The sequence below is a fragment of the Cupriavidus sp. C2SS-8b genome, assembly GCF_057073745.1.
On the sequence record NZ_CP172716.1, the window covers coordinates 24132 to 42834 of the forward strand.

Here is an 18703-nt window from a genome sequence, read left to right on the forward strand (position 1 = left end):
CATGATCGAAAATCTAACTATGGATCAGCGTAATGCACTCATCGGGTTCAAGCGGCAGACCATTATGTTCCCACAGTTTAACAATGCATATGCCGGCGTGAAGACCGCATTAACTCTATTTCGTGCCACGGGAATTGTTCAGAATCATCTAGTACTTGGGCAGTCCGGCTGTGGTAAGTCTACGCTATGCAGAATAATCGAAGATGAGAATCTCCGTTTTGACGAGCCAGAGCGGACGGTAGTTCCGGTGCTCTACGTCGTCGTTCCGGCGCTCGCAACGGTGTCTTCATTAGCTGAGGAACTGTTGGTGAAATTAGGCGATCCGGAGCCATACAAGGGCAAGTCATCAGACAAAACCGGTCGCCTAACAACGCTCATTCGAAAGTGTGGTGTCCAAATGATCATCGTTGACGAAATGCAGCATGTCCACGACCGTGGCCAGTATCCGACGATCGCCAAAGTCGCGGATTGGATAAAAAACTTGGAGGAAAGTGTCTCGATCCCTTTCGTTATGGCAGGCCTTCCTCGAGCAGAGATCTTACTTGATGCGAACGATCAGCTTCGTCGGCGGTTTAGTGCCACCCTCAACCTAGATAGGATGGCGCTAGATCAGGATGATGCCCAGGCAGCTGCATTCGTCGGTGTTGTCGCAGCGCTCCTAAGCGCTACTCGCATACGATGCGAAATAGATATGGATGACGTAAATTCTATTGAGCGAATCTACTATGCAACGGACGGCCGCATCGGCTATTTGGTCAGCTTGTTGTTGCGAGCCATACTTATTACGTACGCAACGGATCGATCCGCGATCGATTTGGAGGTGATGAGGCAAGCGTTCACCAGTGAGATCTGGCGAAATGGGAGCGATACCCTCAACCCCTTCTCACCAAAGTTCAATGCTAGGCGGCTCAATAAGACGGGGGAGCCGTTCGCAGATGTATTCCGTACGGTTTCTCGGCGGCGCATCCCTCGGCGCAGCGTGGAGACGGTGCTATGACCACTCTGCCTACTCAGTTTCTCGTGCGGCCCAGGCCTCGTCCTGCCGAAAGCATAAAAGGGTATGTCCATCGGCTCTACGTGGAGAATGGACATTACATCCGCGTAAGAGGTAAATCGCGTACCTGGTACGAATCCTGGCTGCGCGGGATAAGGCGAAAGGATGAATGCAATGCGTTGGAGAGGTCGTTTGCTGGCGTGGGTTCGATTCATCCAAAGATGGGACGAATCTGTTCGTCGGAGCACAAGTACTGTTCGCGCTGTGCGAGAGAGCTGGGCTACCAGACGTGGTACACGGACTACGCTCAAGTCTTGGCCTGTCCTATCCACTTGATTCGACTTCGCAATACTTGCCAAGTTTGTGGGACGCCGACAAATGCCGAAAGCTTGATGCGGTGCAAGTGCGACTGTGGTGCATCTCTTGCCACGGATGCGGGGGAGCAGCCGGTGCCGGCGGCATGGGCTACGTGGGAGCTGATTCTTTCTCGTTATGATGAAAGCGGGGCGCTTCCGCGAGCTGCCCACAGTCACTGGCAAACTCTTGCGCCGTGGATGCAAATGTTAACCGTTCCGGAAGCCACGGAGCTCGTATTTTGGCTTCAGACTCTCACCGAGGCGATGAAATTTCCTGAAGCGCACCTAGTCGCGCGCCAAGCACTCGTTTCGTGGCCTTCACAGTTCCAGACGCTGCTATCTCGGGTGCTGCAGCGGCGCGGAAGCGGAGCGTTTCAGGTGGTGGACCGACGATACCTCCTCGCAGGACGCTTGGGATTCGCTAAGTTCATAAGTAGGAAACACTGTTCGGAAGTAGCCACTCAGATTGAATGCTTTTTCGACGCACGTCGAGTGTCCCCGCGTCGCTCTGTTGGTGCCGGGGAGCTATACATAAACCCAGGTGTCGGGACTTACAGCTATGTGAGTCGTACACTCATACGGGGCGAAGCTATAGCCGAAGAATTAGGCTGGACGGTTCAAGGGACTGAAGCCGCGGCAGTCGCATTGGGACTGCCTGTCATTCAACTGCCGAACCGGCATCTTGCGTTGGAATGCGATTTGGCAAAGGAATTGACAGGAATGGCTCGTGGATACATTCCATGTGAGCAAGCTGCTGATAGCCTTGGTGTAAGCGTCAATGCCCTGTTTCATCTAATGCATATCGCGAAGGTTCAACCGCGGTGTATAGAGCTAAGGGCACATCAAGGTAGCAGCGGACAACGGCCGCTGAAACTGGTTAGCCTGAGATCCTGCGATGAGCTCCATCGGGCCATATACGATCGGTGTCGAAGACTGGCACCAGATGACGCGGTGGAATGGACGCCTCTATGCCATATGGTAGAGAACTCCGTGCGGGCTATTAAAGGCCGACGACGGAGTCGCATCTACAGAGCCAGGGTCGATGCGCAAGCTCGAAATAGGGTGGTAGTTGCTGAAGCGCTAGAGGCAATACTGAGAGGCAAATCTCGCGCGTTCTGTGTTCAGGACGCAAAGTCCATTTCCGACGTGCTAGTGACTCTTGATCGATGCGACGCTTTTGTGCAGGAGGCTCCCCTATGACCAGCACTCCTCTGATTCGTCCGCATCCCAAATTGGACGAGTGCGGGCTAGGGTACATTGCAAGAGTGGCACACTCAAATGGCCATCGTTTAGCGTCAGACCTGTTTAGCCTGAGAGGCTTCCAAATCCCCCTTTCCGAGCTGGCTGAAAGGTTGGGAGTCGGAAAAACGATACTGCAGCAGCTGCAGCCCCCTTGGCCAAAATGGGTAGAGGATCGTTGGAAGGGGACTGATCACTGTATTCGGCGTGGCACAGTCCTTACACGAATACGCGTCTGCCCACACTGCTTCAAGAATGAGGCATACATCAAAGCTGCTTGGAGCACAGCGTTCGCTGTGGCGTGTCCCAAGCACCAAGTGGAATTGCGAGATAGGTGCGACGAATGCCAAACTCCGCTCACGTGGCTCTCTGGCCAATTCGGCAGATGTAGGTGCGGACGCAACTTCGGCGACATGGCGTCGGGGGCCGCGAGTGATTGGACGTGCGAGGTTGCGGCTAGACTTCTTCCTTCGTGCGATACATCGCAAGAGAGGCTGTCTGACGTGCGCAGTTCTTCCATTTCAACGTTGGGAAGCTACGAGCTAACAACACTACTGTTTGCGCTCGGTCCAATTGTCGAGGCGCGGCCTAAGAGTAGAACTGGCGCAGTTCCTGGCTTACATGACGTGGCAAGGGCGAGATCATACGTCGAAGCGGCCGCTAACCTTTTGGACGATTGGCCCGTCCGCTTTCGGGGTGTCCTACAGCGAAACGTTGAAGAACATGCCGAGGCATCCAGTCTGTGTCAAGCCATGGGATTGATTTACAGGATTCTGTACTCGAGGGGGCTTTCCGACACGGCGTTCGAATTCCTTCGAAATGAACTTCGGACGTACGTGCTGGAGGTCTGGCGCGGCCGCCTGGATCGCCGCTACCGGCGGCTAGGGTCCATGGAAGCGGGTGATATTCTCACAGGAAAGGCGTTGCTGGCCGCACTCGGGCTTAGCTTCAACCGTGTACGCGCGCTGACATCAGCTGGAGAGTTACCGGCTGTAACCCTCCGCAGTCCGCATGGTCGACCGTTCACGTACTGCAAGCGAGTGGATGTCGCCACTGTGAAAAGACGTCTCCATGCGCAGGTTGATTTGCGTGCGGCCGCCAGAATTCTCGGATTGGGACGACGTCGTGTTCGGGCGCTTCTTGAAGCAGGTCTCCTGGCTGGAACCTACTCCGACGGCAGGTGGCATATAGAGCGATCCGAGCTACGTCTGTTTTCGGCGCAGCCCGCACTACGGACCGTGCCACTCCAGCTTGAACTGGTTACAGTGGGGCATGCACTTCGATATCTCCGTCTCGATGATCGCATGGGTCTCGATTTGCTTCGGCGCGTTCAGATAGGTGAAATTCGTCACTACGGCTGGCAATCAACTGTCAGGAACCTTGCGACGCTTCGCGTGGCACGAGCCGATATCGAGTCGATCCATCAGGAAGCCGGCCGGCGCGAAGGCCTTGGCATAAGTGCTATCGCCGCGGCAAAGGAGCTCGGGTTCAAGTCGGAGGTGGTCTACCAACTGATGGATACTGGCCTTTTGATGAGCAGAACGGTGACAATTGGAGGGAGAAAACAGAGGCTGGTGACATCGCGTGCGGTGCAGATCTTCAAATCCCAATACTGTTCGCTAGTTGAAATCGCGAAGCAATGGAGCATGTCGCACAGAGCGGCGCTGGGAGTCTTACTCCGGCAGCAGCTGCTCCCGGCTGCGGGACCGCAATCAGGTAATTGTCGCCAATATTTCTTCCGCCGTGACGTGGTGGCGCGCGCCTCAGTTGCGAAATAGGGGAACCAGGTTGGTTCGATCGCTATGGAAGATCGAACAAGGTGCTCGATTGCGATAGGTGACGTCTTCCTATGTTGCGAACGCTCGCGATGTGATGAGCGGAACGAAGGCGCCAACGTGGATGGTGTGAAGTCATGATTCTGTTTCTGGACTACGATGGCGTGCTGCACCCGGATGCGGCTTACCTGGTAAATGGGCGCCCGGAGTTGCATGCGGACGGTGAGCTCTTCATGTGGGCCCCAATTCTTGAGGACATTATTCGGCCATATATCGATCTCCGCATCGTCTTGTCGACGTCCTGGGTCCGTGTACTGGGCTTTAGCCGTGCACGTGATTACCTGTCCGCTGAACTAAGCTCACGAGTGATCGGTGGGACGTGGCACTCGGGGATGCGTCGTCACAGCGAAGCATCGCATCGGGTGGACGAAGCCTGGTTTATCGCTATGTCTCGATATGAACAGATCGCAAGGTATATTGCGCGAGCGGGCCCAAGGGCTCCGAGCTGGCTTGCTGTGGACGACGATGTGGATGGTTGGGATGAAGGAATGCGCGATCGGCTCGTGGAAACAGACGGGGACATGGGCCTGTCCTCTCCGGGTGTTCAGGAGGAGCTGCGAAGCAAGCTACGCAGCTTAGCATGCAAGTAGCTGCATCGAAGAGGATGCACTTCGGAATTGGGCGTGGGTGTATCTGCGCAACTTTTCTCTACCGACGCGAATCTTTGGGGCGCACATGTTGAAGATAACCATTGAGATCATTCCGAATGGGGAGCCGGAGCGGGCAAGGCGTGTTGGTGAACTCGAAATCGCCAACGATGACACTGGCAACGAATTCACCGGGCACTACGATTTTGTCTATCGCACATTCTCCGAGCGCTTTGGCCACGAGAGTGCTGCCGTCGCGCGCGGTCATATCGCCGACGTAGAGCGCGATATTATTCGTCCAGAGCAGCTAGCTGGTGTTGCATTTGGCCTAATCGCTCCCATAAAGAAGACAATGTCGTCGTGGCACGAGAATTCACGAGACACTGTTCATTGGGACGATGGGCCGACCCAGTCCTCTCGATAATCGCCGCGATTATAGAGCTGAGGCCAATGCAATTACGGTGCAGAGCGCTAAACGTGCTGGCGCCATCGAGAAATGTGACGTAGAAAATTTCACGCGACGAGAGAGGAGTCTCCCATCAAGATAGATGCAGCGATTCTCACGAGAGATGGAGGAAGGTCATGCTTATGTTCGTCGATACGGAGTTCACCGACTTGATCAACTGTGAGTTGATTAGCATCGCTCTGGTTGCTGAGAACGGTGAGGAGTTTTATGGGGAGTTGTGTGACTTCGATGAATCGGCGTGCAGTGCGTTTGTTCGCGAAGCAGTACTACCGCAACTCGGGCGGTTTTCGGACAGTATTTACACGAGCGATGGACTGCGCAGCGCATTGTTAGATTGGGGGACGAAAATTTGCGAACATGGAGAGTGCTTCGTCTGTGTGGACAACGTCATCGACTGGGACTTGTTGATCAACCTTCTTGGGGATGTCCCGCCGGGTTGGAAAGGAGTTCTTGTAGGGCACCTGATTGACCGAAGCGCCCAGGAAGCCTACTTCAAAGAACACGGTGGAAGGCATCATGCAGTGCACGACGCGCGCGCTTTGCGGACGGCTACGCCTTGTGACTTGACCAATGCCATTGCAGCAAGCGACGTCAAGCATTCGCGCTACTTCTGAAGCGCTGAAATGCGCTCATATAAGCACTGCCTACAAGGTAAGGCTTCGGCTACCGCCCTTACCCAAGAGGTGCGCGCAGTAGGTCGACGAGGCGCTTGCCGTTGCACCGAGCACGTCGAGTTGCTTCGGCCACATAAGTGCCGCTTGCGGCTCTTTTCGCTGTGGGTTGCTCTTGGCTTGATGCATTGGTGCTGCTCTTGTTTGCATATGCCTCCTCTGGGAACGATACCGCCTCAGGACATAACACTGATCTAAAAGTTATGTGTAGAGCACTTTAACGCGCTTGATGTCCCCCGATTGGGGCTGATTCGACACTGTGTTGTGATATTAGAATGGCATTCGGATGATTCTGAATGAGATGTTCTGATGTCCACTCTGATCCGGGCCCTTTACAGGCTCTCCGCGTGGGAAGGGTCTCTCGATGAACTCGCCGCGACCGGCGCGAGTCTGCTACGGGATCAGAAGACGTGGCAGGGCCAAGCGCTGCGTACCCCAACGCGGTCCGTGGTGGTCGATTATCGGACTGTCGGTCTGATCTCTCCAGCCGTACGCAAGCGGTATCAATGGCGTCATCTCGTGCAGCTGGTTGTTGCCTGTGTGCTGGTGCAGTTCGGGCAAACTCGCAAGGCTCTTGCGAAACGCACTCAATCCCTGGCACCGGCGGAGATCATTGCGCTGCTGGAGCAACGCGTTACAGACTCGAGCCCGAATCCCAACAGTTTGACTCTCGCGACCGTCGATGAAGCTCAGGCTCTGGCACTAGCGCATGAAGCTATCCCCTTGTTGGCCGCCGGTCTAGTCGACCAATTTCGCCGTGCGCGTGCCGGGCAACCTCTTATTCACGATGCCGCCCTGTCCCCTTGGTTGCGAGGGGCAATGTCACGGCTGGCCAGCCTGCACGTGATGTTAGGCTTGCAGGTGCAAGCTGATGGTGCGCATACACTCGTGGCGAAATGCCGCCAGACGCTACGCGAGCGTGACTGGGGGCTGCCAGTATTCGATTCGCCCAACTTCCGCTTTCACGCAATTCGGCTGCTCGACGCACAGAGCCGGTTGCCTACGATCGAATGCATCGATCTCGCGCGGCAGATCTCCTCAGAGCTCGACCTTCTGGAGCAGCAGGCATTTGCCCAACTGAATTCCACCTGCGATCAATTCGCCTCCCGCGGTAGCGAAGCGTATTCGTTACTGCGTGAATTCATTACCCGACACCCAGTCACAACCGCTGCAGAGCAACGCAGATTCCTGGAAGCACGGAACATGCAGTTAGCAGCACCGTTTTTGGCCTCGTGCTATGAGCCGGTGCAGCCTCACCATCTGGTTAGGGGGGCACTAATGCAATGTGCGAGCTGCAGGACGCCGATGCTTGCCTCGGTCGTCGAAGGCCACGTGAGTTGTTCGGTCCGCCAGTGCAAGGCTTTTGATTCGCCCGTGCTCCACAGATCGGCCCGACAGGCTTCTATTCAGGAAAGTTTGGTGGCCAAACCGCACATCCTGGTCTATTGGTGTGGCCCTGGTCAGGACGAAATCGCCCTCTATGACACCGCCGTCGCGGATCCACCAGGATTAAGTGCCACCCTCTATCCTATCCGCGACAAATGTGACATCAGCCTAGACAACGATACAGTTGGCATCGATGTGAAGAGTCATGCCAACCCATTCCTGCTGGCTGAGACACTCAATCGCAGCCTTGGGGGACTGGACCTATTCATCAAGAAGTACGTTGCCATCAACGATCAGGCGCTTTCGCGATTTCCCAACTATCTAGAAATCTTGCGCCAGGAGTGTAACCGACAAGATATCGAATTCACGTCGGTGAGTGCTCTACGTCGAAAGCTAAGAGCCAGCACATGATCGTTAGCCGACTCCAATCACTCGGACTGCATAGGCTAGATCTTCTGGCTGGTTTCTTCTTTCATGAGCTTGGCGTGAGCTCCCTGCATCATGCACCTGCTTTACTGATGGGCTTCCGTAGCGTCGCCCGTACTCCATTACTGCGTGCGCGCGAAGTGGAGTTAGACAATTGTAAGCGCGAAATTGACCCCACCTAGTATTTGCGGCTGAGAGTGGGCAGGCTTGCGTCCGCAACACTATTTGCGGACGCAATCATGATGGAAGCCGAGTTTGACGTTCTGCCGCTGAGGGTGATCCGTGTTCGCTCCAACGGGAAGCGAGACTTTGACCGGACGGACAAGCGCCGACTAGTCGAGGCATGTCTGCGGCCTGGGGTATCGGTATCCGGGATGGCCCTCAAGCTCGGTATCAATACGAACCAGTTGCGCAAGTGGATTCGGCTGCACCAGGTGGCAAATGAAGCCGCCGCGGCCACAGGGTCTACGATGCCGGCGTTCGTGCCGGTCGTCGAGGTGAACGACGTGATGCGCGTCACGGAATCGCCGGTGGTGCGGGGACGTCCGCCGGCCGAGGCGCCAGCTCGCACGCAGCCACCGCAGCGCTTATCTCTGACACCAGCGTTACTGAAGGCGCGGCTACCCAACGGCGTGACGGTCGAACTTGAATGCGGCGGGCAGGACGTTGCGCTGGTGAAGGCGATGATCGAAGCGTTGGGAGCGCGTTGATGTTCCGATTCGGCTCCGACGTACAGGTCTACCTTCACCGCAATGCGGTGGATTTCCGCCTCGGGATCAATGGGTTGGTTGCGCTGGTCGAGCAGTCGATGCAGCTTGATCCCTTTGCCCGCGCCGTCTATGCCTTCCATAACCGTCGGCGCAACCGCGTCAAGCTGTTGCTGTGGGACCGCAACGGGTTCTGGTTGCTGCTCAAGCGCCTGGAAGAAGACCGCTTCGCGTGGCCACGGCGTCAGCAGATGGTGGTCGAGCTGACAACCGAGCAGTTGCACTGGCTGCTGGACGGTATCGATGTGGACGCAGTGAAGCGCCATCCGTCACGCCAATATCAGCATACGGCTTGATGGCCGTGCGGGGTGACGTATACCTATCTGCGCAGTAGCTGCACTATCGTGTTCAGCATGACTGAACACGACTTCTCGCGATTGCCGCCGGCCGCCCAGGCCTATATCCGCGAACTCGAAGCGCGGGCTGCCACCAACGCCCAGCACATCGCCGAGCTGACGGAGCGCATCAAGCTCCTCGAAGAGCAGTTCCGCCTCGCACAGTCCAAACGCTTCGCACCGAGCAGCGAGAAGCTCAAGGACCGCGTGTTCGATGAAGCTGAGCAGATGGCTGCCACGGCCCTGTCTGACGACGAGGATGACGCGTTCGCGCTTCCGGACACGGGGTTGCCGGAACCTGATAGGCCTGCAGGCGGCAAACGCGGACGCAAGCCGCTGCCGGCGGAGTTACCGCGCCAGCGCATCGAGTACGACCTGACTGAAGACCAGAAGATCTGCCCATGCTGTCAGGGCTCGATGCACCGCATGGGCGAGGAGGTCAGCGAACAGTTGCACATCGAAGCAAAGGTCTCGGTACTGCAGCACGTACGCTTCAAATACGCGTGTCGGCACTGCGATCGCAATGCCGAGCGCACGCCGGTGTTGACCGCGCCGATGCCAGCCCAACCACTGCCCGGCAGCAACGCAAGCCCGGCAATGCTGGCGACGGTGACTATCGGCAAGTACGTTGACGGCACGCCGCTGTACCGCATGGAGGATGCGCTGGGGCGCGCTGGGATTGGGGTTGGCCGTGGCACGCTGGCGAACTGGATCATTCGCCCTGCACAATTGCACTACAGCCGTCTGTACGAGGCGCTACGCCGCACGCTGCTGTCGCAGCCGCTGATCCATGCCGATGAGACGACGGTGCAAGTGCTCAAGGAAGAAGGCAAGACCGCTCAGAGCAAATCGTATATGTGGGTCTACCGCAGCGCGGAGGACTGCGAGCATCCGGTGGTGCTATTCGACTACCAGCCGGGGCGCGGACAGGAGTATCCGCAGGCGTTCCTCGCCGGCTACGAGGGCATGCTGATGACCGATGGCTACAGTGCCTGGCGCAACCTCGAAGGCGTCACGCACTTCGGCTGCCTGGCGCACTCAAGGAGGATGTTCGTTGATGCGCAAAAAGGTCAAAAGAAGCCCAGCGCCCGAGTGGGAAAGGCCCTCGAGTACTTCAAGGCCCTGTATCAGGTCGAGGCGCTCGCCAAGGAAGATCTGCCCGATGGCGAAACGCGCGCCAACTACACGTATCGGCTGCGCCAGCAGCACAGCGTACCGTTGCTGAAAGCCTTCAAGGCGTGGCTGGATGAACAGGCGCCACAGGTGCTGCCGGAAAGCCTCCTGGGCAAGGCCATCGCCTACACGCGCAACCAGTGGGAATACCTGAGTCGATATGCTATCGATGGACGGGCGCCGGTGGATAACAACGCGGTGGAGCGTGACATTCGGCCATTCTGCACAGGTCGAAAGGCATGGCTCTTCGCGGACACGGTGGCTGGCGCGAAGGCAAGCGCCATGATCTATAGCCTGATGCTTACGTGCCGCGCCAGTGACGTCGAGCCATACGCCTATCTGCTCCACGTGCTCACAGAGCTGCCAAAGCGAAAGCCAGACGCTGACATTAGCGACCTGTTGCCGTTCAACTTCGCCCCGCCGCATCCTGCCTGAACAAGTTCATCGCACGCAAGGTGTGCAGAAACTAGCGCTTACAGACAATTTGCGTCGAGCCTGCGGCGGACTGTCAACTGTCGCGGCTCTCAAAGCAGCTGCTGTGCGCTACAACGACGTGGCCCTCGCATCAGGGCACCGGCGCCTGTTTCGCATCGATGAGCGCACCCTGACCATTAGGCCGCTGTTCGACATCGTCGCTCCTGAACTTCGCGACGCGTTGTCTGCTCTGAAAGAACCCCATGCGCCAGCTACGCATGGGCAGACGATCGCCCAAACGGACAAGCCAGTTTCGATTCATGTTCAGTTTGCAGGCGAGTCACGTCGATATTCGATCAAGTCGATACCTTCGAGCTTGCCGAAGCCCAACACACACGACACCGGACGACTTCCTGAACGGCGCCTCTCAATCGCGTGGACGGACCTTCTTGACGAAGCCAGCGAAATGGACGCCATTGACGAGCGCATGCAGATCCCGCGCCGCGGGAACTGGCAGCAACGATTGCAGGCGGTAGCTCTTCACAGCGTCGATGATGACGGCCAATTCAATATTGAACATCACCTTGAACTTGATGGCCTGAGGCATTTGATCGGACTACCGGGAGCCGGAAAGACAACACTTCTGATGTGCCTTCTGCGCTATCTCGGTTCTCGTGGCATTAAAGCGGCGGTTTTTTTTCCTTCCATTGAGGTATGTCGCCAGTATCTGGAAGACTTGCGCAGGTACGGCGTGCAAGCGGGGCTGTTGGTCGGCCAGTCGCGCGAAACTCGGCTGCGGCATGCGCACAAACTGGCCGAGTCCCTCGCCACGGATGATCCGCTGAAAGGATTTGGCGAGTCATCCGAAAGCGCGCAGTTGTTCGAAGGAGTGTGCGCACTACCTTCGCTGACCTCGGCCCCAAGCGCGGCCTTTGGCATTGCCGACAGTTTCTGCGCCGCTGTGCTACAGCGGCGCGGCGGCGAATCCGATGGCACCGAGGGTCGACCCGAGGACCTAGAGAAGCGCCTGTGCCCTATTTGGTCATTGTGCGGTTTTTCTCGCGCCGCACGCGAGTTGCCGCAGGCAAACGTCTGGCTCGGACACATCCTCTCAGCGGATACGCGTGTGCCGCGTCAGACGACCGCACTTGACGAGCGATACTTTGAGCTGATCGCGCGCTCCTTCGATGTCGTCGTCTTCGATGAGGCCGATCGCGCCCAACAGGACTTGGATCGAGGAGGTATTGCCGAGCTCAGCCTTTCTGGCCACGATCGATCATTCCATAGGCAGGTGCAGCGCAGCACGCTGCAGCCTATCGCAGCTGGGCAGAATGCCGTGCTACACGGCATCGAGTACGCGCAGTTGGCTATCGAGATTGCTGAATTCGAGAAGCTTAACGTGGCGCTGACCCACGCGGTCCTGCGCCTCACCGACGATTTGCGTAAGGCATTCGATGGCTTACTGATGTCGCCGTTGCGAATTATTGGCGACTGGCTATCGCCAAAGCGTGTTAGCCTCCTTGCGGAAACTCTGGAAGCCGACCCGCAAGCGCAAGCGAAGGACGCGCTTTGCGAGCTGTGGGAGGGGGCCGCAATCCGTGCGTTCCAACTGCGGGGAGCCCGAGCAGGTAGTTTGGCGCCGCCGGCGGATATGATTGCTCGTACAGCCGGCGCTTTTGGCATCACGGCAGAGGCGGCATCCTGCCTGCACAGCGAACTGGGGCGCTTGATGTCCGACTGGCTCGCCGAGTCGAGTCTTCAGGAGCTTGGTAGTCTGAGCAAGCGAATCGCCGAACTGCTGCGCGATGTACGTCGAACTTCGAGCGATGCTGAGGCGCAACAACTGGTCGGACTCTTGTTGCCAGTCACGTTCACCATCCTGAGCTACCGTCGGCTGTCGCCGCGACTGAACGACATGATTGATCAGGGCCTGCTCGAGCCAGTGCATGTCGACGAATTGGCCTCCAAGGCGTTAATCATGGCGTCGCCAGATAATATTCTCGGCAGCCTGAGTGGCGTGCGCTTCTTCTCCACACCGTCGGAACACAACACCTTCAGCAACGCGATTGATGTGCAGTTGCAGTATGTGGTCTTCGCGGGGACCCCTCGTCTACTCATGTACCGGCTTCACGACTGGGCGAAGCGCGAGGACGGCGCGCCCGGCGGTCCTGCCGTATTGCTCGCCAGCGCAACGAGCTTCATGCCACCAAGCCCGGCGCATCATATTGCAGTGCCGCCTCACTATGTGCTGCAGCGTCTAAAGCCGGAGCGCGATAACGCTCCGACTTCGCACTACGAGTTCAGACCGATTTCCGACGGCGAGGGCACAGAAACGAGTTTTCTGCGCTTCAGTGGTGAGCGATCCGACGCAATCCGCATGGCCAATCTCGAGAAGATGGCATTCGCTCTGCTTGATGGCGGCCCTATCCGCTCCCAACTTGCGCGCGACTGCTCTCAGTTCGACCTCCGCGATGGCGTAGCGCGCAAGGCGGCTTTGATTGTGAACAGTTACGACCAGGCGCGACGCCTAAAGCAGTTCATCGATCAACGTCTTCCGGCCTGGCGGGACAAGGTCGTCGCCGTAGTCGACGATCTGCCGCTCCTTGGGTCCACCGCGGGTTACGTGACGTCATCTCGAGTGGAAAGTCTGGGTGACGATGATCGCTGGCAAGTCCTGATCTTCCCACCGGGGGCTTTGGGGCGTGGAACGAATGTCGTGTTTACATCGGGGCCTCGCAGGCGAGATGCTGTCATAGGAACCTTGTACTTTCTGACTCGCCCTCATCCAGCGCCTAACGACATGAGCCTGCCGGTGAGCATGGCGGCAAGAGCCACCCTGGACTTCGATCTTCGCCACGATGACTCGACGTCGCTCGACGAATTGGGGCAGCGCTTGCTTGGGGCTCGCCGACAAGCCTACCAAAAGATTGGTCGGCTACTGCGGCGTCCGCTGTACGCACGGTCCCTCGGAAAATTGTTCGAGCCCTTCACTGCGAACATCGCTGTCACCCTATTGCAGACCATCGGACGCGCCATGCGAAACGGCTGCCCCGTGCAATGCTTCTTCGTTGACCGTGCCTGGGCTGAACGCACAAGCAGAGGTGAGCAGGACACGGAGACTAGCAGCATGCTCGTGCAACTTCGATCTATTCTTGAGCGCGGCGTTTCATCCGACGATCCCAGGGAAGCGGCCCTCTACCGTGCGTTGTATGGCGCTTTCCTCGAACCGTTGTCGCGCATTGTGGGCCTAAAAGCGGCATCGTCGGCCCAGGACGAGACTGCAGAGGAGCAGTGGGCGGATAACCCACTCTGGACGGCAGATGCGCCTATCCAATCGGAGGAGTCCTAATGAAGCCAATCGCTCGTGACGCGGCATTCGCGCTGGAGTTTGAAGAGAACGCTGCGCCGCTGGTTCAGAATGTCATTTCCACCAGTTGGACTTCCGCCACGCTGCGGATACTCAAGCAAATTCGCGACGAGGCAACGAGTCGTGCCAGGGAGAAGGACGAAGAGGCATTCATTCACTTGCCGTACGCAAGCCTGCGCGCCCAACTCCAGCTTAATATTGATGATTGGGCTTCGATGAAGGACGACATCGGACTGCGCTCGCTCTACGAGTCATCGAATGATCCCGAGCCTTGGGGGCTATTGACAAGCGGCAATGCCCGCGAGCATCTGCAGAAGGTACGCGACGCCTTTGCCCATTGGTCGGGAGGAGCCCTCGCCCATTTCAGCGAAGGGCGTGGCGCCTACACCGTTGGAATCGCCGCACTACGCAAGCTGAGCCAAGAGGATAAGGTTGTTCGTTTGAGTCCTTCTCGTGTCCAGGTGTTCCCTTGGGGAGCCTCGCTCAAGCCGGGATCTCTTACACCGTTCGACGTTACGGCCGGCGTTCTCGCCTCCTATCTGGCCGGTAAGGAGATATTCCCCGGACTCGGTCCCGTAGTGCGCGTAGTTGGCAGCCCAGAACGCAACAGTGCTGAAATCATGACACGGCCCTACAGCGCGGCAGGCGGCTATTTCAGTTTGGTATGCGAAATTTCCTTGCAGACGCTCCCCGGAGCGAGCAAGCCGTTGGTTTACCTGAAATTCAAGCGACGACGCTGGGCCGATAGCTTGAACAGCAGATATCCGGCAAGTTCCACGATCGGGGGATTTGTCTTCCCCCACGCCGCCCGGCCGCATCATGCCTTCCGTTTCAGTGTAATGAGGCGCAATGACAAATGGACGACCGATCTCAGCTACCCGCAATATGAGTACGCATTCGATCTCGCACACGACTATCAGGACGACAGGGTGCTTAGCTACCCTAACGACGACAGAGCCAGTGTGGTCGTCATGGTAAAGGCGGAGGTAGCCGAGGCCAATCGCTCGGATCTGCAAGCCGGTGTCCCCTTGGTTGATCAGGCCGACGCCTTCACCGAAGCCGCCAAAGTACTTCAAGTACTTGGTCTGCGCCCTTTCACTGACTTCAAGGTCAGCAAGCCTGCGCCGGTAAAGGCGCCACCGTTAAGCGTCTTGAAGGCCGAAGTTGCCTTAGCGCGATTGCTTGAGCGCCATTCGTCGGACGATGATGCCTCCGTCGATGATGTTGTCGAGAGCGCTACGACCTCGCCATCCAGCCGCTGGTTTAAATCCGGCACCCCCGCCCCCCATCCCGATCATGGCCGCGTCATCGCTTCCATTCAGACCCTTGTGAAAGACACAGCCTACGTATCCGATGCGACCAGGCAGACGATCTACCTAATCAGCCACGCCACCGACGACGTGGAATGGGTCAAGACCACGGTCAGTTCGATGCTGGGGGATCGCATGAAGGTGCTCAGTGCCCGCTTGCCAGCAAACACACATGGACCGAGGAGCGTCCTACCGGAGGAAAAGGGTACGCGAAAACAGCGCTTCGAAGCTCGTGTGCGTGAGTGGCTTAGGTTTGCTGAGGCGGTTGGCATACCGGAACGGGCAATGGTACTTATTCAGGCCCCCATGTTCTACGATGTCGGCGATGGACGCAAGAAACCAGACGACAATGTCAACAAGCTAGCAGCGCGCAAGGCGTTTGCCAGCATAGGCTGCACTGTGCAATATCTCCTGCCTAGCGAGCCGGGCAGACTTGATAAGTTTCTGCCGCGTTTACAAGCAGCAGTGCTGGACTTAGTCTTTGGTCACGCCGGGTCTGTATGGGGCTTGAAGCAAGCCTGCGAAGCCTGCTTTGGAGAATCTTCGGACGCGCCACGCTGGGTCGGCGCAGTGAGTTCCCTGGTCGTCCGCACCGAATGGGATCGCTCCCAGTCAGTCTTTGTTGCCACGCGCTTGGAATGCTCCAGTGGAAAAGCCTGGGTGCGCTTTGCGCATCAGAGCGCGGAAGGCGTCGTGACGCCTTGGATGCGATTTGATGAAGGAACCAAGTACCTCGCGTCAGGTAGGATTGAACTGCCGCGTTCGCACATCGAGCAGCGCACATTGCTGGCCCAGTTCTTCGCAAGTACTTTCGACGAAATGGCTGCGTGGGATGCCAATGCGGTCATCTTTATCGACTCGACACGGGCCGCTCGCCTAGCATCGTGGCTGACCGACTCTGGCGTGCGCGACGACAAGCGCCAGATTGCACCGGGGGTGCTCGCGTCGGAGCGTTGGCCAACATTACGCTTGCTGAGAGTCCGGGAGCAAGCCCCGGCGATTGGCCAGGAAAAGCGATTCGGAGAAACTTCCGACAACGGGTTGTCGCTGCGCACCTGGACTTCAACACAGCGGCTATTCCAGGTCGGCGGCACTTCAGCCCCCACCTTTTGGTCGCTGGCCAAGCCCTCTACCCACCATAAGCGTGGCGCCAGTTGCTACCGAGAGATGATGCTACCTAACTCAAATAAGACACCAGAAAATTCTGCCCCTTTCACCCCCTTTCCGGCCCAACCTGACAAACAGCACTTGAACTCCCGTGCGGTGGAGGTGGTAGTCCTGCAGAAGCAGCCTCTCGACGATGATATTCAACTCGCGTCATTCGCCCAGCACCTACGAGCAGGTATGCTGACGGCTCGCAATGAGCGGTGGGTCACGACCCCGTCGCCGCTACGCATCATCGAGAAGTTCACTGAATATATGCGGGCCTAGGTACGTCGACGACAGTCTTTCTCGTTCGTGCAGAAGGAATAAGCCAAGAAGAGGAGAAGCATGATGGCCCCCGTGAGCTCGGCCCCCATCGTCAATGGCGTGCGCGTGACAGAAGTGCGCGTCTCTAACTTTCGGTCACTAACTAATGTTGTCGTCGAACTAGACGATTTGACCGTCCTGGTCGGGGCGAACAACGCTGGAAAGACCAGCTTTCTGGAGGCGATGTACGCCGCCATAGGCGCGGGGCGAAAGAGCCTTGGCCGGGATGATGTTCACGTAGGCGCAGCTGAAGCCGCAGCGCCGCAGGATCGGTCGGTCACTGTCGACGTGCTGGTTCGCCCGTTCGATACGGACGGAAGCCCACTTCCAACGTTTCCCGCTGGCAGTTACTGGACATCCCTTTGGGGAACGGGCATTTCGCAAGATTTGGACTTCCACGACTTCATGGCTTTTCGGACCACGCTGTCTTGGAGTACGACGAAGGGAGACTATGCTCTAGAGCGTAGGTTCCTAACGGAATGGAAGTCTGCTGACGATTGGTTGTCCTCTGCCGTGTCAACTGAGGGCGTGAGCGCCGAGCAACTCGAGCACATCGCGCTGCATTACATTGATGCGAAGCGCGACTTGGAAGACGATTTGCGCCGTCAAGGATCATTTTGGCGACGGCTCACTGACAATCTCGGTTTGGAGGAATCCGATATCGCGGCATTCGAGGAAGCGCTTTCCGAGCTAAACGACGGTATCGTCTCCAAGAGCGCGGTATTGCAGCACTTGAAAACGAATCTCTCCGACATGTCAGCGGTGGTCAGCGCTGACAGCGCGGGGGTGGAGATCACACCTGTCGCGCGTCGCCTACGAGATCTTTCGAAGGGTGTCGACGTCACGTTTGCTACCACCGGCTCCCAGGCCTTTCCGTTGACGCGCCACGGCATGGGTACTCGGAGCTTGGCCTCGCTGCTCGTGTTTCGTGCCTTCATGTCCTGGCGTTACGCGCTGGCTTTGAAGGAAGGAGACGAGACGCACTCACTTCTGGCGCTGGAAGAGCCAGAATCCCACCTTCACCCGCAAGCGCAGCGCGCACTGTTCGCCCAGATCAAGTCCGTACCTGGTCAGCGCATTGTCAGCACGCATTCCCCCTACTTCGCCGGCCAGGCAAGGCTCAGTGAGCTGCGCCTGTTCACCAAGCACAGCGGGATAACGAAGGCGAAGCGCCTCAATCTGAGCGAATTGAAGGACGATGACATTCGCAAGTTGGAGCGCACCGTCGTAGCATCGCGCGGGGACCTGTTGTTCGCGCGCGCTCTGATTTTGTTTGAAGGGGACACCGAAGAACAGGCGTTTCCGCTTTGGGCGCAAGCCTACTGGGGTGCCACTGCACATGAGCTTGGCTTTAGCTTTGTAGGGGTAGGTGGCACCGACTACTTCCCGTTTATCTGGCTCGCACAGAGCTTTGGCATCCCATGGTACATCTTCTCCGACGGTGAGGATAAGCCCGTCTCCAAGCTGAAGGGTGACGCGAAGCGGGTCGGTATTGACGACATTGCCAAGTGCGACAACATTGTCGTCATTCCGGACAAGGATGACCTCGAAGCTCATCTGCTCGAGGACGGCTATATGGATGCATTCGAGGTCGCGATCGGTGCGGTTGCCGGTGCCGATGGCCTTGACAAGTACATTACCAGCCTGAACGGAAAGCCCGGCAAGACTGTGGGAGGCGTAGCGACGACACGGGACTACAACGGCGCTGAAGGACGCCGGCGTGCGGCACTGGATATCGTGAGCGAGAAGAAGACGCGGTATGCCACACCACTGGCAAACGCTGTCATTGCTTCGGCAGTGCCCGAGCGCCGTGTACCGAAGCTGGTCGCGAAGCTACTCGACGTTATTGGCCATCAATTCAATCTTGAAAAGCTCGATCCGACCAAAGTCGGCGTCGAGTAACGGAG

Annotated in this window: 12 protein-coding genes and 1 pseudogene; all 13 read left to right on the forward strand. The window is 57.6% G+C overall.

The window, feature by feature from the left end:
* Position 1 precedes the first annotated feature (1 nt).
* The 13 genes and pseudogenes from ACIGJB_RS00080 (at position 2) to ACIGJB_RS00140 (ending at position 18698) form a co-directional block, all read left to right on the forward strand.
* On the forward strand, positions 2 to 997 hold the full coding sequence (locus tag ACIGJB_RS00080) for a TniB family NTP-binding protein (RefSeq protein WP_483730837.1): 996 nt from the start codon (positions 2 to 4) through the stop codon (positions 995 to 997).
* A 1549-nt stretch (positions 998 to 2546) separates the two neighbouring features.
* Positions 2547 to 2855 (forward strand): annotated as a pseudogene (locus ACIGJB_RS00085) (TniQ family protein); the annotation flags it as partial.
* Between the two features lie 624 nt (positions 2856 to 3479).
* Positions 3480 to 4367 carry a hypothetical protein gene (locus ACIGJB_RS00090; RefSeq protein ID WP_483732372.1) on the forward strand — a complete coding sequence of 296 codons (888 nt, stop codon included), beginning with the start codon at positions 3480 to 3482 and terminating at the stop codon, positions 4365 to 4367.
* A gap of 134 nt (positions 4368 to 4501) precedes the next feature.
* Complete coding sequence (locus ACIGJB_RS00095; protein ID WP_483730838.1) at positions 4502 to 5014, forward strand: HAD domain-containing protein; 513 nt, start codon at positions 4502 to 4504, stop codon at positions 5012 to 5014.
* An 85-nt stretch (positions 5015 to 5099) separates the two neighbouring features.
* Positions 5100 to 5435 (forward strand): hypothetical protein, encoded by a 336-nt coding sequence (locus ACIGJB_RS00100; protein ID WP_483730839.1) that lies wholly within the window; start codon positions 5100 to 5102, stop codon positions 5433 to 5435.
* Positions 5436 to 5593: 158 nt separating this feature from the next.
* Positions 5594 to 6091 carry a 3'-5' exonuclease family protein gene (locus ACIGJB_RS00105; protein ID WP_483730840.1) on the forward strand — a complete coding sequence of 166 codons (498 nt, stop codon included), beginning with the start codon at positions 5594 to 5596 and terminating at the stop codon, positions 6089 to 6091.
* A 366-nt stretch (positions 6092 to 6457) separates the two neighbouring features.
* A complete protein-coding gene (locus tag ACIGJB_RS00110; RefSeq protein ID WP_483730841.1) occupies positions 6458 to 7945 on the forward strand; it encodes a restriction endonuclease-related protein in 1488 nt (495 codons plus the stop codon).
* Between the two features lie 254 nt (positions 7946 to 8199).
* Positions 8200 to 8670 (forward strand): IS66-like element accessory protein TnpA, encoded by a 471-nt coding sequence (gene tnpA / locus ACIGJB_RS00115; RefSeq protein ID WP_483730842.1) that lies wholly within the window; start codon positions 8200 to 8202, stop codon positions 8668 to 8670.
* Positions 8670 to 9023: an IS66 family insertion sequence element accessory protein TnpB gene (tnpB, locus tag ACIGJB_RS00120; RefSeq protein ID WP_158577782.1), complete on the forward strand. Its 354-nt coding sequence runs from the start codon at positions 8670 to 8672 to the stop codon at positions 9021 to 9023. Before tnpA ends, tnpB begins: the two co-directional genes overlap by 1 nt.
* Before the next feature lie 57 nt (positions 9024 to 9080).
* Positions 9081 to 10670, forward strand: coding sequence for an IS66 family transposase (tnpC, locus tag ACIGJB_RS00125; protein WP_483730843.1), 1590 nt, complete (start codon positions 9081 to 9083; stop codon positions 10668 to 10670).
* 103 nt (positions 10671 to 10773) lie between these two features.
* Positions 10774 to 13998, forward strand: a complete 3225-nt coding sequence (locus ACIGJB_RS00130) for an ATP-binding protein (RefSeq protein ID WP_483730844.1) — start codon at positions 10774 to 10776, stop codon at positions 13996 to 13998.
* Positions 13998 to 16757, forward strand: a complete 2760-nt coding sequence (locus ACIGJB_RS00135) for a pPIWI_RE module domain-containing protein (protein ID WP_483730845.1) — start codon at positions 13998 to 14000, stop codon at positions 16755 to 16757. Before ACIGJB_RS00130 ends, ACIGJB_RS00135 begins: the two co-directional genes overlap by 1 nt.
* A gap of 60 nt (positions 16758 to 16817) precedes the next feature.
* Positions 16818 to 18698, forward strand: coding sequence for an ATP-dependent nuclease (locus ACIGJB_RS00140; RefSeq protein WP_483730846.1), 1881 nt, complete (start codon positions 16818 to 16820; stop codon positions 18696 to 18698).
* Positions 18699 to 18703 lie beyond the last annotated feature (5 nt).

Coding starts and splice junctions, on each gene's coding strand:
- ACIGJB_RS00135 (WP_483730845.1), top strand. CDS start 13,998: ATGAAGCCAATCGCTCGTGACGCGGCATTCGCGCTGGAGTTTGAAGAG.
- ACIGJB_RS00095 (WP_483730838.1), top strand. CDS start 4,502: ATGATTCTGTTTCTGGACTACGATGGCGTGCTGCACCCGGATGCGGCT.
- ACIGJB_RS00110 (WP_483730841.1), top strand. CDS start 6,458: ATGTCCACTCTGATCCGGGCCCTTTACAGGCTCTCCGCGTGGGAAGGG.
- tnpB (WP_158577782.1), top strand. CDS start 8,670: ATGTTCCGATTCGGCTCCGACGTACAGGTCTACCTTCACCGCAATGCG.
- tnpA (WP_483730842.1), top strand. CDS start 8,200: ATGATGGAAGCCGAGTTTGACGTTCTGCCGCTGAGGGTGATCCGTGTT.
- ACIGJB_RS00090 (WP_483732372.1), top strand. CDS start 3,480: ATGGAAGCGGGTGATATTCTCACAGGAAAGGCGTTGCTGGCCGCACTC.
- ACIGJB_RS00140 (WP_483730846.1), top strand. CDS start 16,818: ATGATGGCCCCCGTGAGCTCGGCCCCCATCGTCAATGGCGTGCGCGTG.
- ACIGJB_RS00100 (WP_483730839.1), top strand. CDS start 5,100: ATGTTGAAGATAACCATTGAGATCATTCCGAATGGGGAGCCGGAGCGG.
- tnpC (WP_483730843.1), top strand. CDS start 9,081: ATGACTGAACACGACTTCTCGCGATTGCCGCCGGCCGCCCAGGCCTAT.
- ACIGJB_RS00080 (WP_483730837.1), top strand. CDS start 2: ATGATCGAAAATCTAACTATGGATCAGCGTAATGCACTCATCGGGTTC.
- ACIGJB_RS00105 (WP_483730840.1), top strand. CDS start 5,594: ATGCTTATGTTCGTCGATACGGAGTTCACCGACTTGATCAACTGTGAG.